Annotated in this window: 18 protein-coding genes; all 18 read right to left on the reverse strand. The window is 29.9% G+C overall.

Translation table 11 applies throughout. The annotated features are described in order from the left end of the window. Nucleotides 1–68 precede the first annotated feature (68 nt). The 18 genes from ACJAX4_RS17410 to ACJAX4_RS17495 all read right to left on the reverse strand — a co-directional run bounded on the left by ACJAX4_RS17410 (nt 69) and on the right by ACJAX4_RS17495 (nt 11764). Complete coding sequence (locus ACJAX4_RS17410) at nt 69–1106, reverse strand: S66 family peptidase (protein ID WP_435790715.1); 1038 nt, start codon at nt 1104–1106, stop codon at nt 69–71. A gap of 34 nt (nt 1107–1140) precedes the next feature. Continuing rightward, on the reverse strand, nt 1141–1848 hold the full coding sequence (locus tag ACJAX4_RS17415) for a GNAT family N-acetyltransferase (RefSeq protein ID WP_435790716.1): 708 nt from the start codon (nt 1846–1848) through the stop codon (nt 1141–1143). A 59-nt stretch (nt 1849–1907) separates the two neighbouring features. Next, a complete protein-coding gene (locus ACJAX4_RS17420) occupies nt 1908–2681 on the reverse strand; it encodes a GNAT family N-acetyltransferase (protein ID WP_435790717.1) in 774 nt (257 codons plus the stop codon). A 72-nt stretch (nt 2682–2753) separates the two neighbouring features. Beyond that, nucleotides 2754–3227 (reverse strand): NUDIX hydrolase, encoded by a 474-nt coding sequence (locus ACJAX4_RS17425; RefSeq protein WP_435790718.1) that lies wholly within the window; start codon nt 3225–3227, stop codon nt 2754–2756. A gap of 10 nt (nt 3228–3237) precedes the next feature. Continuing rightward, the gene (locus ACJAX4_RS17430; protein WP_435790719.1) at nt 3238–3774 is read right to left on the reverse strand and encodes a GNAT family N-acetyltransferase; all 537 of its coding nucleotides are present in this window, start codon (nt 3772–3774) and stop codon (nt 3238–3240) included. A gap of 34 nt (nt 3775–3808) precedes the next feature. Then, nucleotides 3809–4330, reverse strand: coding sequence for an AAA family ATPase (locus tag ACJAX4_RS17435; protein ID WP_435790720.1), 522 nt, complete (start codon nt 4328–4330; stop codon nt 3809–3811). Between the two features lie 242 nt (nt 4331–4572). Beyond that, nucleotides 4573–5037: a GNAT family N-acetyltransferase gene (locus ACJAX4_RS17440; protein WP_435790721.1), complete on the reverse strand. Its 465-nt coding sequence runs from the start codon at nt 5035–5037 to the stop codon at nt 4573–4575. A gap of 29 nt (nt 5038–5066) precedes the next feature. Beyond that, nucleotides 5067–5315 (reverse strand): hypothetical protein, encoded by a 249-nt coding sequence (locus ACJAX4_RS17445; RefSeq protein ID WP_435790722.1) that lies wholly within the window; start codon nt 5313–5315, stop codon nt 5067–5069. Continuing rightward, the gene (locus ACJAX4_RS17450; RefSeq protein WP_435790723.1) at nt 5312–5782 is read right to left on the reverse strand and encodes a class I SAM-dependent methyltransferase; all 471 of its coding nucleotides are present in this window, start codon (nt 5780–5782) and stop codon (nt 5312–5314) included. Before ACJAX4_RS17450 ends, ACJAX4_RS17445 begins: the two co-directional genes overlap by 4 nt. A gap of 49 nt (nt 5783–5831) precedes the next feature. Beyond that, the gene (locus ACJAX4_RS17455; protein ID WP_435790724.1) at nt 5832–6602 is read right to left on the reverse strand and encodes a nucleoside phosphorylase; all 771 of its coding nucleotides are present in this window, start codon (nt 6600–6602) and stop codon (nt 5832–5834) included. After that, a complete protein-coding gene (locus ACJAX4_RS17460) occupies nt 6595–7062 on the reverse strand; it encodes a GNAT family N-acetyltransferase (RefSeq protein WP_435790725.1) in 468 nt (155 codons plus the stop codon). Before ACJAX4_RS17460 ends, ACJAX4_RS17455 begins: the two co-directional genes overlap by 8 nt. A gap of 34 nt (nt 7063–7096) precedes the next feature. Continuing rightward, nucleotides 7097–7984 (reverse strand): GNAT family N-acetyltransferase, encoded by an 888-nt coding sequence (locus tag ACJAX4_RS17465; protein ID WP_435790726.1) that lies wholly within the window; start codon nt 7982–7984, stop codon nt 7097–7099. A 112-nt stretch (nt 7985–8096) separates the two neighbouring features. After that, nucleotides 8097–8975 carry a GNAT family N-acetyltransferase gene (locus tag ACJAX4_RS17470; protein WP_435790727.1) on the reverse strand — a complete coding sequence of 293 codons (879 nt, stop codon included), beginning with the start codon at nt 8973–8975 and terminating at the stop codon, nt 8097–8099. Between the two features lie 63 nt (nt 8976–9038). After that, the gene (locus ACJAX4_RS17475) at nt 9039–9476 is read right to left on the reverse strand and encodes a GNAT family N-acetyltransferase (protein WP_435790728.1); all 438 of its coding nucleotides are present in this window, start codon (nt 9474–9476) and stop codon (nt 9039–9041) included. 29 nt (nt 9477–9505) lie between these two features. Further along, complete coding sequence (locus ACJAX4_RS17480) at nt 9506–9847, reverse strand: nitroreductase family protein (RefSeq protein WP_435790729.1); 342 nt, start codon at nt 9845–9847, stop codon at nt 9506–9508. 164 nt (nt 9848–10011) lie between these two features. Further along, nucleotides 10012–10650, reverse strand: coding sequence for a class I SAM-dependent methyltransferase (locus ACJAX4_RS17485; protein ID WP_435790730.1), 639 nt, complete (start codon nt 10648–10650; stop codon nt 10012–10014). Next, entirely contained in the window at nt 10640–11158 is a 519-nt protein-coding gene (locus tag ACJAX4_RS17490) for a GNAT family N-acetyltransferase (RefSeq protein ID WP_435790731.1), read from the reverse strand. The genes ACJAX4_RS17485 and ACJAX4_RS17490 overlap by 11 nt, the downstream gene beginning before the upstream one ends. A 42-nt stretch (nt 11159–11200) precedes the next feature. Continuing rightward, nucleotides 11201–11764, reverse strand: a complete 564-nt coding sequence (locus tag ACJAX4_RS17495) for an NUDIX hydrolase (RefSeq protein ID WP_435790732.1) — start codon at nt 11762–11764, stop codon at nt 11201–11203. Nucleotides 11765–11926 lie beyond the last annotated feature (162 nt).

Below are 11926 nucleotides of genomic sequence, written 5' to 3' on the forward strand. Positions count from 1 at the left end.
TCATAACATTTCCCCCATTATAAACAAACATAATAATTTTATAGTTTATTATACTATTTTAAACACACTTAGATTACGCCTGAATCCAAAATGCAGAAAGTTCCCTTACCACAATCAATTTCTGCTAGACAACCATAGGGTATAGTTATCATCGGTGCAGTGTGTCCAAAATTCATATTATAAAGAATAGGTAAATCAACTAATTTAAGTTCGTCCCTTACTACATTAAATATTACTTTCTTATATTCTTCATAATACAAATCATCATAAGGTTTTCCAAATATTATTCCGTTAACCCTTTGTAAAATATCTTGAGAACCATAATTACGTAACCAATACTCAACATACTTTGGATCTGGTTTTTCTTCGGACGTTTCAAAGAATATAATAGAATTATCCCATAAATCCTTAGATGGCCATAGGTCTGTTCCTTTGATCATTTCTAGTACTTCAATGCAACCACCAATTAAGTGCCCGCTTACGATTCCAGTACCTTGTAGAAGTTCATAGCCATTATTAGATTGTGTATTTCGTTCTATTAATTTATTTTTCTCTTCCCAAGGTAAATATTCGCTTGTCCAAATTGGTGATGAATCAATATTTCCAATCATGGAGTTATCAAATAATACTTTTTTTATCCAATGTTTTGTATAATCAAACATTTTAACATTCTCAGCAAATTCTGCTAATATTGAAGCACCATAAAAGCTTGAAATACCTGCTTTAAAACAGATCATATGAGTAATAGTTGAATCTGAGTATCCTATAAAAATCTTAGGATTATTCCTTATAATATCAAAATCAATAAATGGAAGCATCCTTACGCTTTCATCACCACCAATACATGAAAATATTGCTTTTATTGATTTATCTTTAAACGCTAACATTAAATCTTCTGCTCTCTTTTCTGGATGATTGTATATAAACTCTGTTCCTTTAAGTGTATGAGGCATTTCAACAACTTCTAATCCGAATTGTTCTTCAAGTCTCTTTTTACCAATGTTATATCTCCATAAAATATCACCGTCCCCTGCTCCACCCCAAGATAAGCTAATAGTAGCTACTTTATCTCCTGGTTTTAAATGACACGGTTTTATTAAATCCATTTAAATTCCTCCATAATAAATTTATTAGGTTATTTTACGTCTTTTCTTTTGAATAGAGTTCGGCCCACGCTGGAAAAAAGTCAGCATTCACAGCAATATTCTGCGAGTGTATGTGGGATTCTACAGTACCGTAAAATGGTATTTTTCCTCGCGTTAAAAGTTCGTTCTTTAAAAGTGTAACCAAGTTTGTTCCTATTCCTCTACCACGATACCCGGGAAAAACATCAATGCCAATTTGCCATAGGGTTCTCCCATCTGAACTGGCCCCCGCCATACCCATTATTAAATCTCCGTCCAATGCTGCTACTGCAAGCATATCCGGGTGGTTATTATCAAAGGCGAAAGCTTCATGAAATCTCTCGTCATCTTCAAACTGCAAAATTTCTTCATACTCATACCACTTTATATTGGTTATAGGCTTTTTATCCTGCGCATTTGGCTTTGGTAAATAATAATGATGAACGTCCGCAATCTCATGTCCAAATTCTTGCAGCTGTTTATCTATCCATCTAAGGTGTGGATATTCAAAGAACCATGCACTATCGTTGCTGCCCAGTTTTTCTACACACCAAGGCATCATTTTCGGCGATGTGCTGATAATTGTTCTTCCACCAAAACAAATGACTTTAAAAAAGCAACCATCGCTATCATATAAACGTCTGCCTGTAACAAGTTTGTTTTCAACTATTGTGTTTTCTTTCTTTACAAAATCAGATATATGACAATTAAAATCCAGTGACAATTGAGTCTTAGCAATTTCTAAAATATCATGTTTTGTTTTCATAAAACTTACACTTCCTTTTACAAATCAAAGAACAGTTCCGTCTTTTCGCCTGCTTTTTTAAATCTACACTTTTTATACATGCCTTTTGCAGTGTCACCACTATCAGTAATAAGATAAACAAATTTAACAGAATTATCTTTTGCTTCTTCTAATAGGTGTTTCAATAAAGAAGTACCAAATCCTTTTCTTTGATAATTTTTTAATATATCAAAATCCTCTATTTTAGCAATATCATTATTCAACATTAATTCACAATTGCCAATAGATATACCATTGTAATTACAAACATATAAATCTAAATTCGAATCTAGTTGCTTATATACCTCTGATTTCCTATATATTCTTTTCCTTGCAAATTCAGTCCCCATAGCTAATTCATTAGCTGAAATATCGACTTCTATTCCTTCTTTCAATACTTTTTCTGATATTGCTTTCTTTATTATGCACTCTTCGTTTCCAGTTAAATATTCACTCATTTTGGGATCAATATACATGTAATCATATTTAGTTACTTCAGGAACTTGAGGCAAATTATTAATTAAATCATCCTCAACAGAAAAATTAAACTCAATTCTTAAAAACTTAGCATTTGCATCCCTTCTTTTTTCTAACTCTTCAAAAATTATCTTTCTGAATTTATCTTTACAAACATTATTTTTGATATATGTAAAATTGTGCATATGCATGTCCTTTAAATCGTTATCGTAGAACCTTATAATTTCATTATCTTCATAGTTTTCAGTGAATTTATTTGTATATACTATTTCAGTTCTTGTGAATTTACTAAACATAATTACCAACTCCTATCATACTAATTTAATCATTAGCTATTTCTATTCTTACAAAATAGTCATCATTAATTGTTACTCCCTATGAATTATGTGATTTGGAATATTGGGTAAGCACAACAGTTTTTCTTTTAAAAAACTTGGTTTTATATTTAAACTAGTTAGTTCATCAAAATTAAACCATTTGTATAGGAGTCTTTCACCTTCTAATCCTGTAAAGGAACCTTCTTGATTTATTATCCATGAATCCTCTTGGATGTTAACAAAATAAATTGTTGAGATTTCATGATAATTTTTATCTTTAAATTCAAAGAAATTCTCTACTATCCAAAGCAACCTATCAAGTTCAATATTCTCTCCTAATTCTTCTTTCAGTTCTCGTTTTATAGCACATTCTGATGACTCTAACATTTGAACTCTACCACCAACAAGTGTCCAAAAGTCATCATTTTTCATCCTATGTAATAAAATTCTTTTATCATCAGTAATAACTCCACAAGTCCTATAATTAAAAACAGTTTTATCGTTGTTATAAAAAGTAATATCCATAGATTCCCCCTCATGAAAAGTCAACATCTATCCAGTATCTTTTAAATTTTTCACCATTCTCATGATCTTCAGAATGTAATATGCCCCCATTATTTTCAATGGTTTTTGATGAACCTATATTATCTTTAGCACATGTAATCATCACTTTATCTAGATTATATTTTTTACATTCTTCTAAAGCTAAGTTAAGCATTTTTGTGGCATAACCATTACGTCTTTTACCTAAATTAATATAGTATGAGATATGGCCACCCCTAAAAAAAAGATAACCTACTAAAGCATGGCGTATAGTAATTGTTCCAAGAATACGTATATATTTATCATCCATAAGCCAATAAGTACTTGCCGCTACCCAACCTTCTGGAAGATACAATCCTTTTCCGTTATTAATTAGGTGTTGTAGATCCTTCGAAAAGCTATTATTATCTGAGAAAGGCATATAGTAACTCATAGCGCATTTCTGTATATCTTCTTTACATTCCTCAATGAAATGTATATATTGAGTTTGATATTTTTCGCTCGGCGACACTAGTTTTAATTCCCCCATTTTTCTCCCTCCAAAAACAATAAAAATACTTACATCATTTTCGCTTTGTTTCACATTTTTCTATTAATTCAACTATCTCTATAGCTGTTTGTTTAGGATCAACATCACTTACATCAATTTTAATTGTATCCATATTGTTATATAGCTCGAGTCGTTGTACACTTCTATCAATTACATCAGTTTTTCTAATTCCATTTTGTACATCAATTTCTAATCTGTTTTTAAGAGCTGTTTCAGAGCAAACCAAAGAAATTTTATAAAGTTCAAAATCACAATTATTTAATGGTTCCAATAGCTGTTCGAATATATTTTCCTGGTGGATAACCCAACAAAATATGATATACTCATAACCTGAATTGTTCAAATATGAATTCAATAGGTGAGTAATATTATTTATAACCATTTTTCTATTTTCTTCTGAAACAACGAATGGATTCATATTCCAACACCAATCACCATCTAAATAAACACTTGGTTTAAGTGAATCAAGCAATATGTTGCACACTGTGCTTTTGCCTACACCCATTGTTCCGTTAATAATAATTAGCTTTTTCACACAGACACCTCTAGTCAATTAATATGAATAAATTTAATAATATATAAAGATTTATTGAATAGTTTTAAATACAATTTTAACTTTATAATACCATAATATTGCATAAATATAAACATTAGAGATATTCACTAAATAATATTAGTTAAAATTAGAAATCTCACTTTTATCCTTAACCAAAGAATCCTTCTACATTATTAGTTATAATAATAAAATTGCGATAGAATTTCTATCAACCAATAATTTTATAACATTAATTCCATTGGTGTATATAACATTCCATGAAAATCCTGTTGCCCAGCCAAATCTATAAACCCTATCGCATGATAAAAAGGCACAGCATATGGAGAAGCATTTAATGATATTTTTTCAACTTGCTTTTCCTTAAGTTCTGAAATAATTTGATTAAACAGTATTGTTGCAATACCATTTCTCTGATAGTCTTTATCTATAAAAACACATGATACATGATTATTTGTACTTATAGATACAACTCCAACAAGTTTTTCTTTTGAATATGCTCCATACATAATTTGATTGCCATTTTTAAAACGGTCCTTAAAATCTTTATTTTCAATAAAATTACATCTAAAAGTATTTATTCCTTCTTTGCTGAAATCTTGTGCAACAAATTCTAAAAATGTAATCCAAATTAACTTAAAAGCTTTATCTAATTCTTCATAATGCATTTTTCTAATTAAATATTCCATAGTTTATTTCCTCCAAGAATTTTCTCCTTTTAATATTCGTTAAATCTACTGATTTCCTTTAGAACCTCTCTAACTACATTTGTGATTTGTTCATACTCAGGTTTATCAATCAATCTAAAATACAAACTTTTCAAGAAAGTATTTACATTAAATTCAACAACTGAATCTCCTGGATATATACCTGTTTTCTCTATTTTATTGAAACTTCGAGTCCAATCTTCGATTTCTTTTGTGGGTATGATTTCTCTTTCTAATATAGTTTTAACAGCTGTAATCATGCGTTCATCTTTTTTCCTATGCCGTACGTACTATCCTCTATGGTAACAAAGTCTGTAACAACAGTCCCGCCCTTCTGAAGAACCCTGAATATCTCATCTATACCTTTCTGTACTTCTCTTTTAGTTCCATGCCCTTGCACCCATATACATAAAACTGCATCGAAGCAATTGTCATCGTATGTCATGTTAAACATATCTTCGATTTCATAATTTATATCTGTAAAACCAAGATCTTCTGCTTGCTGTTTTGTAAGTTCTATGCCTGTCTTAGATATATCACATGCGGATACTTTAAATCCCCTGCTAGCAAGGTATATCGTATTTCTTCCTGGTCCACAACCTAGATCTAATACGTTCTTACACTTAGCCTGTTCAAAATAATTTACGGCTTCAACTACAGTAGCTAATAAATCAACTTGAACCTTACCTTGTTCTAGATATATCTTGTCCCAACTTCCATTTTTCATAGAATTCCCTCCACATATGCTCAATTATTGTATTAAAGCAATGTTAATATTATAATTCCGCACATATTTTTATAGATAAATCTACTAAGTTCTCTCTTATGTCTTCTCTTGTATTCCATTTTCTTTCGTCCCATTCATCACCACTTAAATCATCGCCACCATATAATATTTGGCCTAATGCAACATTTCTAAACTTAGCAACAGCAAAGAAAGCAGCTGCTTCCATTTCAACGGTTACACACCCTTCCGATATTCTTAATGATACCTTTTCCTTTGTTTCTCTATAAAATGCGTCCGTAGTCCAAGTCTTAGCCTTAAGATATTTTATTCCATCTTTCTTAAATTCTCTTTCAATTACTTCTACAATAGCCTTATTACACTCAATCTCTCTTGAAGGTTCAATATAATGATAAGACACCCCTTCATCTCTTACTGCAGATGTTGGTATAAATAAATGACCAACCGCAATATCCTTTTGCAAAACACCTGCACCACCACAAACTATAAATTTTCTGCATCCCAAAGCTATTAACTCTTCAAGTAATGCAGCTGATCCCGCTGATCCAAGAAAACCCAATACAAGTGCTACCCTTTTCCCATTATACACTGTTTCATAAACTGGAATATCCAGAGTTTCAGAATGAATATTAGTAACTTGTTTTAACTGCCCATTATTATTTTTCATTTCAATAACATCTCTAAAAAACGATATCACACAGCATTCTGGAATATCTATGGGTTTTATCAGACTTGACGGTTCAATATATGCACTCCTACAAGAGTCAAACTCAAGTATAGGAAATTGTTTTTTCTCAAACATTAATACCACTCCCTTCATACATAATGTTATATTTAAAGAAAATTTCATCCTCTGCCTCAAGGCCTGTTATTTGTTGATTAAATCCATAATCACAATATAGTTTTATAGAGACTGCATTCTCAGGATGTAAACTTAACCATATTTCTTTATTCATAGTTTCATTTTTTATTATATTCATTAACATTATCAAAGCCTTTTTACCATATCCATTTCCCTGAGAGTGTTTATCTATCATTAATTTATATAGATTCATATCTCCTTGCTCATCTAAAATATATGAGGCAAATCCTATCATAACGTCACCTATATATACTCCGAGTATTTTCATACCCATCTCAAATCTTGATTCTGCTATAGAATATAAATTTGATGGTATAAATTTCTTTTGGCTTTCAGTAACCTCTAATTTAGTGCATTCTCTCCAGTTACTACTATCAATATTTTTTATACTTATATCCACAATACCACTCCTCTAAAAATAATAATTAATACCTTTAGATATTATACTTATAATAATTCATTACAGACTTCTCTTGAAAACCACATCCTTTATATAAATTAAGAGCAGTATTGTTTTTACATTCCACATCCAATTCTACATCATTTATGTTTTCTTTATTAATTAAGCGTAAAGCTGCTATTAAAGCTGCTTTACCATATCCTTTACCTCTAAAATATGGTAATATTCCAAAGCCACATACAAAGGCTGAATTGTCGCCATAATCTATCCTAATTTTACCTATAATCACTTCCTCTAATTCAACCATATATGTTATCTCATTTATGACTTCCTCTTCCTCTGGGAAATCTTCACACCCTTCTGATCCATAAAAATATATTGCATTTTGTCTCGCTATTTCTTTTCTGTCTAAATTATTGGCTTTTCTTAAACTTATGGAATTTATATTTTCTAAAGTAGTTTTGTTAAGTACCTTCATTCTATACTCTGAAAAATCATAGTTAGCGCACGCAGTCTTTATAAACTCAATTCCCAATATCGATTTACCATCTGATAATAGAAATATCTCATTAAAGTTTCTCTTCTGGCACTCCCCTATTGCAAGTTCAAAAAGCTTTGTAAATAACCCTATTCTTCGAAAGTCTGGATGAGTCATACCATTAATTTCGCCATTATTACCACCAAAGCTTGAAATGCCAATGTAGGATACCAAAATACCATCAATATAAGATAGAAACTCATTGATGTTTGTTAACCCTATTTCATGGCAGCTACTCATATTTAGCTTATAGTCTAATTCTAGCTTTAGATTAGTTTTGTCCTGTAAGCTACAAATATCATTAAGTTGATTTATTTCTTTATACTCTTTTTCAGTGATATATTGTTTTAAGCAAATAGTTCGATTTAATACTTTTTCTAACATTTCAAATCTCCTTTTATACGAATTATTTAGGATTAAATAAAAGCTTCTGTTTTTTTATAATATTTCATCAACGTTCTTTATATCCCATAGTAGATTATCTCCAACAAACAAGTTACACTTGTGAAGTTAGCGGAAACAATACTTCTTTAAATACAGTATTATTAGACCGCACAAACAGCCAATTATCTGGTCTTTTTTTTGAAATTTTGAGTATATTATATTTATTGCTTTCAGGTATAAAATGGAATTCTATTTTTTCATCATCTGGGGTTATAATTTTTTCAATAATACTATCTATATCAATAGGTGCTAGACTTACTACATCATATATATGAACGCAGCCATCTTCTCTGTTTGCAATTACTATAGTATCCTCGTCTTCTAAATAATACATATCATCTGTATATACATACATGCAGAAAATATGTAGAGGCCAAAGATCATTAAATATATCAAGTTTTTTAGATAGAGGTTGTCTATTTTTTATACTTCTCAAAATAGTGTCACAATCATTTTTATCATCAATTTCAAGCTTTTTTATCATAATTTCTTTTCTATTAATCTGATTTGTATCTAATTCATAGGAATCTTCAATAATTTGCTTAAATCCAAACTTTGTATAAAAACTTAAGACACTATCTTCAGCAAAAATATAAATAATATCGTATTCATTTTCATACTTATCTATAATATAATTAATTAGTGATGCAGATAGACCTTTGTTCCTATGAGCCGGATGTGTCATTATACCTGATAGCTGCAATGCTGTTTTCTTTTGTCCATCTACAATTAAATCCATAATATTTACAGATATATTTGCAACAACTTTATCATGATATATATAGGAGTAAAAAGCACATTTATTATAGTAAAGATTTTTTTCGTACCATTTTTCAGGATCAGATTCAAAAATATCCATTGATAATTTATTAAAGCTTAGTCTATATTTTTCGTTATTCATATAATTACTTACTATTATATAATCATTCATTATTTACCTCCAATTTCTAAGTCAACATATATTATTATAATTCGGATACAGCAATCATTTTTTCTATTCTCGTAATTTCATCATTAAATATTCAGTTATTCCTTCTCTATACAAACTAGGTATAATACCAATTTCTATGTAACCAATTTTTTCATACAACATTTTCGCATCCGAATTAAAATCTGCAACTACTAGAAATACTTTTGTATAATCTATAAAGCAAATGTCTTCGAAGAATTCTAATAGTTTTTTTCCAATTCCAAGTTTGCGATTTTCTTTCTTCACTGCGATAATGTGAAGATATGGAAATGAATGAAATGCACCCTCTAATATATACCATATGAAACCCATACAATTGTGATTAATATCTAAGGCAATATATATCTCTTCCTTATTTATTCCATCCACTAATGTCTTTCTAGCACTACCTTTTTTCGGAAAATATCTTATTCCTAGTTCAGAATTTAACAATGCATCTTCACAATCATTTATATAGTCCATACTCCCTTTTACTATCGTTATTTCCATGACTATAATCCGTATTTTAGGTTTTTGGACCTAGCTCTATGTTTCCTAGTAGAATCATATTTTTCCCAATAAATTCTTTTCTCATTATATTGAGTTCTTGACTGTTTTTCTTCATCAGCATATCCTATATACGCAATCCCCAATGGAACTACATACTCAGGTATATTTAAAGCTTTTCTTACTGATTCAATATAACTTTGCATTGGATATACTCCTATCCATACTGAACCTAAACCAATTGCTGTTGCAGCTTTTATTAGCATTTCTAGTATCTCTTTGTCTACTTGTTTGTCTTTATATTTTCTAATACTTCTTCTCTTAAAAATACAATCCATTAATTCCATAGTTGCGCTCCTATAAATTGAGTTTGATATTATCACTGAGTTCTACTAACCTATATATGGATTATAAGTTATAAATTTACACATTGCTATATAAAAATAGTACATCAGCTAAGGCGTACGGTAAGATTAATAAGCCTATATTATTTTACTTGAAGAGTATATTCTTAAACAAAATTATTATTAACAATAGCTAATACTCCAGCACAATGAGATATTTGTATATACTCACATAAATATTCATTATTTAAATTGCTTTTAATTTCTTCTGCAGTAAAATAGACTTCATCATTATCCCAATACTCATTGTATTTAGCTTTACATTGTTCTAGTTTTTTTCTTGTTTCAAAAGAGACATCACCTAAAAGTATCATTCCTGTTTTAGTCAGCAATGGGAAAAGTGACTTTATAAAATTGATTTTTTCTTTGTCTGTCAAATGATGAATTGCATATGTGCTAATTATGAAGTCAAAACAATGATTTTTAATTTCATCTGGCAACCCCTTGGAGAAATCTTGATTTATCAATGTTGCTTGAGGCATTTTTTGCTTTGCGATATCTATCATATTACTTGAGAAATCAATGCCAGTAATACTATATCCATTATTATATAGTTGAGTTGATAAAATTCCAGTTCCAAATCCAATATCTAAAACAGTTGCATCATCTTTTTCTCTTACTTGGTTATAAACATAATTTAATACTTCTTTATAACCTGCAAATGGGTACTCATTATTTTTCTCACTAAGATTCACACTATTATCATAACCATTAGCCCATAAATTAAATCCTGTACTATCTAACATAATTTTTACCTCCCTCTATCCAGTATCTTTGAGTTATTTCCGCATTTTCTAGAACTGCACCATTATTAATCATAGTTTTAGCTGAAGCTACATTACTTTTATCACAAGTAATCAGAACCTTATTAATTCCAAGTTCCTTCGCTATTGGTAAAGCCATAGATAACATCAATGACGCATATCCTTTTTTTCGTTCTGATGGACGAATGCCATAACCAATATGTCCATCAAAATTAAATAAATAGTCATTTAAGCAATGCCTAATATTTATTGCACCTATAATTCTTTTATTTTCTTGAGTTAAAAAATAGGTATGTGCAGGAACTAAATTTGGTGGACAAGTATCTTTATTTTCAATTTTATATGTATAATCCAACCATGTTTTATAATCCATATCTAATAGTCTTACAGCATATGGGACAATTGCTTCATCATTATTTTGCCAATCATTAATGAAATCATAATATTGTTCTTCCATTTCGCTACTAGTCCTTGATAATTTTAGTTTCATATCTATTCCTCCATCATTTTTGTTTATTTTCTGTACACTATACTATATAATATGTTTGGCCCGCTGAATTAACTTATTATATAAATAAACATCCTTATCATCAAAATAATCTTCAGTAAATTTATCCATAGAAAACCATTTGACATCGCTATTTTCATCTTCCTTTACTATAAGTGTTTCTCTTTCACTTGCGATAAGAACATATGCTACGGAAAGGTGTAGGTGTGCACTAACATACTTATTTCTTCTCACATGACCATATACAGGCAGGATATCTATAGATATGATATCTTTTGTAAGAGCTGTAACAGCGTTTATACCTGTTTCTTCTTTTGCCTCTTTTATTGCAACATGTAAAAAGTCTGTATCTCCATCTACATGTCCGCCAGTCCAAGCCCAAGTATTTCGTATATTGTGGTGAACCATTAGCACTTTATCCAGTGATTTGTTCATTACAAATCCTGAACTTGTAATATGTGCAAATACGTTTTCTCTTAACAAAATGTTATGCGGGAAATTTTCTATATAATCAAGAATTATTTTTTTATCTTGGTTTTCTTGTTCATTGGTAGGAATAAATTCAACAATCTGTTTTATATAATCCATCGATATCCCCCCTATCATTTGCTTCATAACCTTCAGCTGCAAGTATGCGATACATTTTCATCAATCTCCTTCACATTTTAAAATGTATGTTTTTGCGTTATAAGTAAACTACATACAATTATCATATTCATTATCACATGTACATCTCATTATTACAATCAG

Origin of the sequence: Clostridium sp., from assembly GCF_051278035.1 — a bacterium.
GTDB lineage: Bacteria > Bacillota > Clostridia > Clostridiales > Clostridiaceae > Clostridium_AD.

What these genes read in the sequence shown, in the direction of transcription:
- ACJAX4_RS17410 (WP_435790715.1), bottom strand. Translation starts at nt 1,106, where the DNA reads ATGGATTTAATAAAACCGTGTCATTTAAAACCAGGAGATAAAGTAGCT.
- ACJAX4_RS17420 (WP_435790717.1), bottom strand. Translation starts at nt 2,681, where the DNA reads ATGTTTAGTAAATTCACAAGAACTGAAATAGTATATACAAATAAATTC.
- ACJAX4_RS17425 (WP_435790718.1), bottom strand. Translation starts at nt 3,227, where the DNA reads ATGGATATTACTTTTTATAACAACGATAAAACTGTTTTTAATTATAGG.
- ACJAX4_RS17430 (WP_435790719.1), bottom strand. Translation starts at nt 3,774, where the DNA reads ATGGGGGAATTAAAACTAGTGTCGCCGAGCGAAAAATATCAAACTCAA.
- ACJAX4_RS17440 (WP_435790721.1), bottom strand. Translation starts at nt 5,037, where the DNA reads ATGGAATATTTAATTAGAAAAATGCATTATGAAGAATTAGATAAAGCT.
- ACJAX4_RS17445 (WP_435790722.1), bottom strand. Translation starts at nt 5,315, where the DNA reads ATGATTACAGCTGTTAAAACTATATTAGAAAGAGAAATCATACCCACA.
- ACJAX4_RS17450 (WP_435790723.1), bottom strand. Translation starts at nt 5,782, where the DNA reads ATGAAAAATGGAAGTTGGGACAAGATATATCTAGAACAAGGTAAGGTT.
- ACJAX4_RS17455 (WP_435790724.1), bottom strand. Translation starts at nt 6,602, where the DNA reads ATGTTTGAGAAAAAACAATTTCCTATACTTGAGTTTGACTCTTGTAGG.
- ACJAX4_RS17465 (WP_435790726.1), bottom strand. Translation starts at nt 7,984, where the DNA reads ATGTTAGAAAAAGTATTAAATCGAACTATTTGCTTAAAACAATATATC.
- ACJAX4_RS17470 (WP_435790727.1), bottom strand. Translation starts at nt 8,975, where the DNA reads ATGAATGATTATATAATAGTAAGTAATTATATGAATAACGAAAAATAT.
- ACJAX4_RS17475 (WP_435790728.1), bottom strand. Translation starts at nt 9,476, where the DNA reads ATGGACTATATAAATGATTGTGAAGATGCATTGTTAAATTCTGAACTA.
- ACJAX4_RS17480 (WP_435790729.1), bottom strand. Translation starts at nt 9,847, where the DNA reads ATGGAATTAATGGATTGTATTTTTAAGAGAAGAAGTATTAGAAAATAT.
- ACJAX4_RS17485 (WP_435790730.1), bottom strand. Translation starts at nt 10,650, where the DNA reads ATGTTAGATAGTACAGGATTTAATTTATGGGCTAATGGTTATGATAAT.
- ACJAX4_RS17490 (WP_435790731.1), bottom strand. Translation starts at nt 11,158, where the DNA reads ATGAAACTAAAATTATCAAGGACTAGTAGCGAAATGGAAGAACAATAT.
- ACJAX4_RS17495 (WP_435790732.1), bottom strand. Translation starts at nt 11,764, where the DNA reads ATGGATTATATAAAACAGATTGTTGAATTTATTCCTACCAATGAACAA.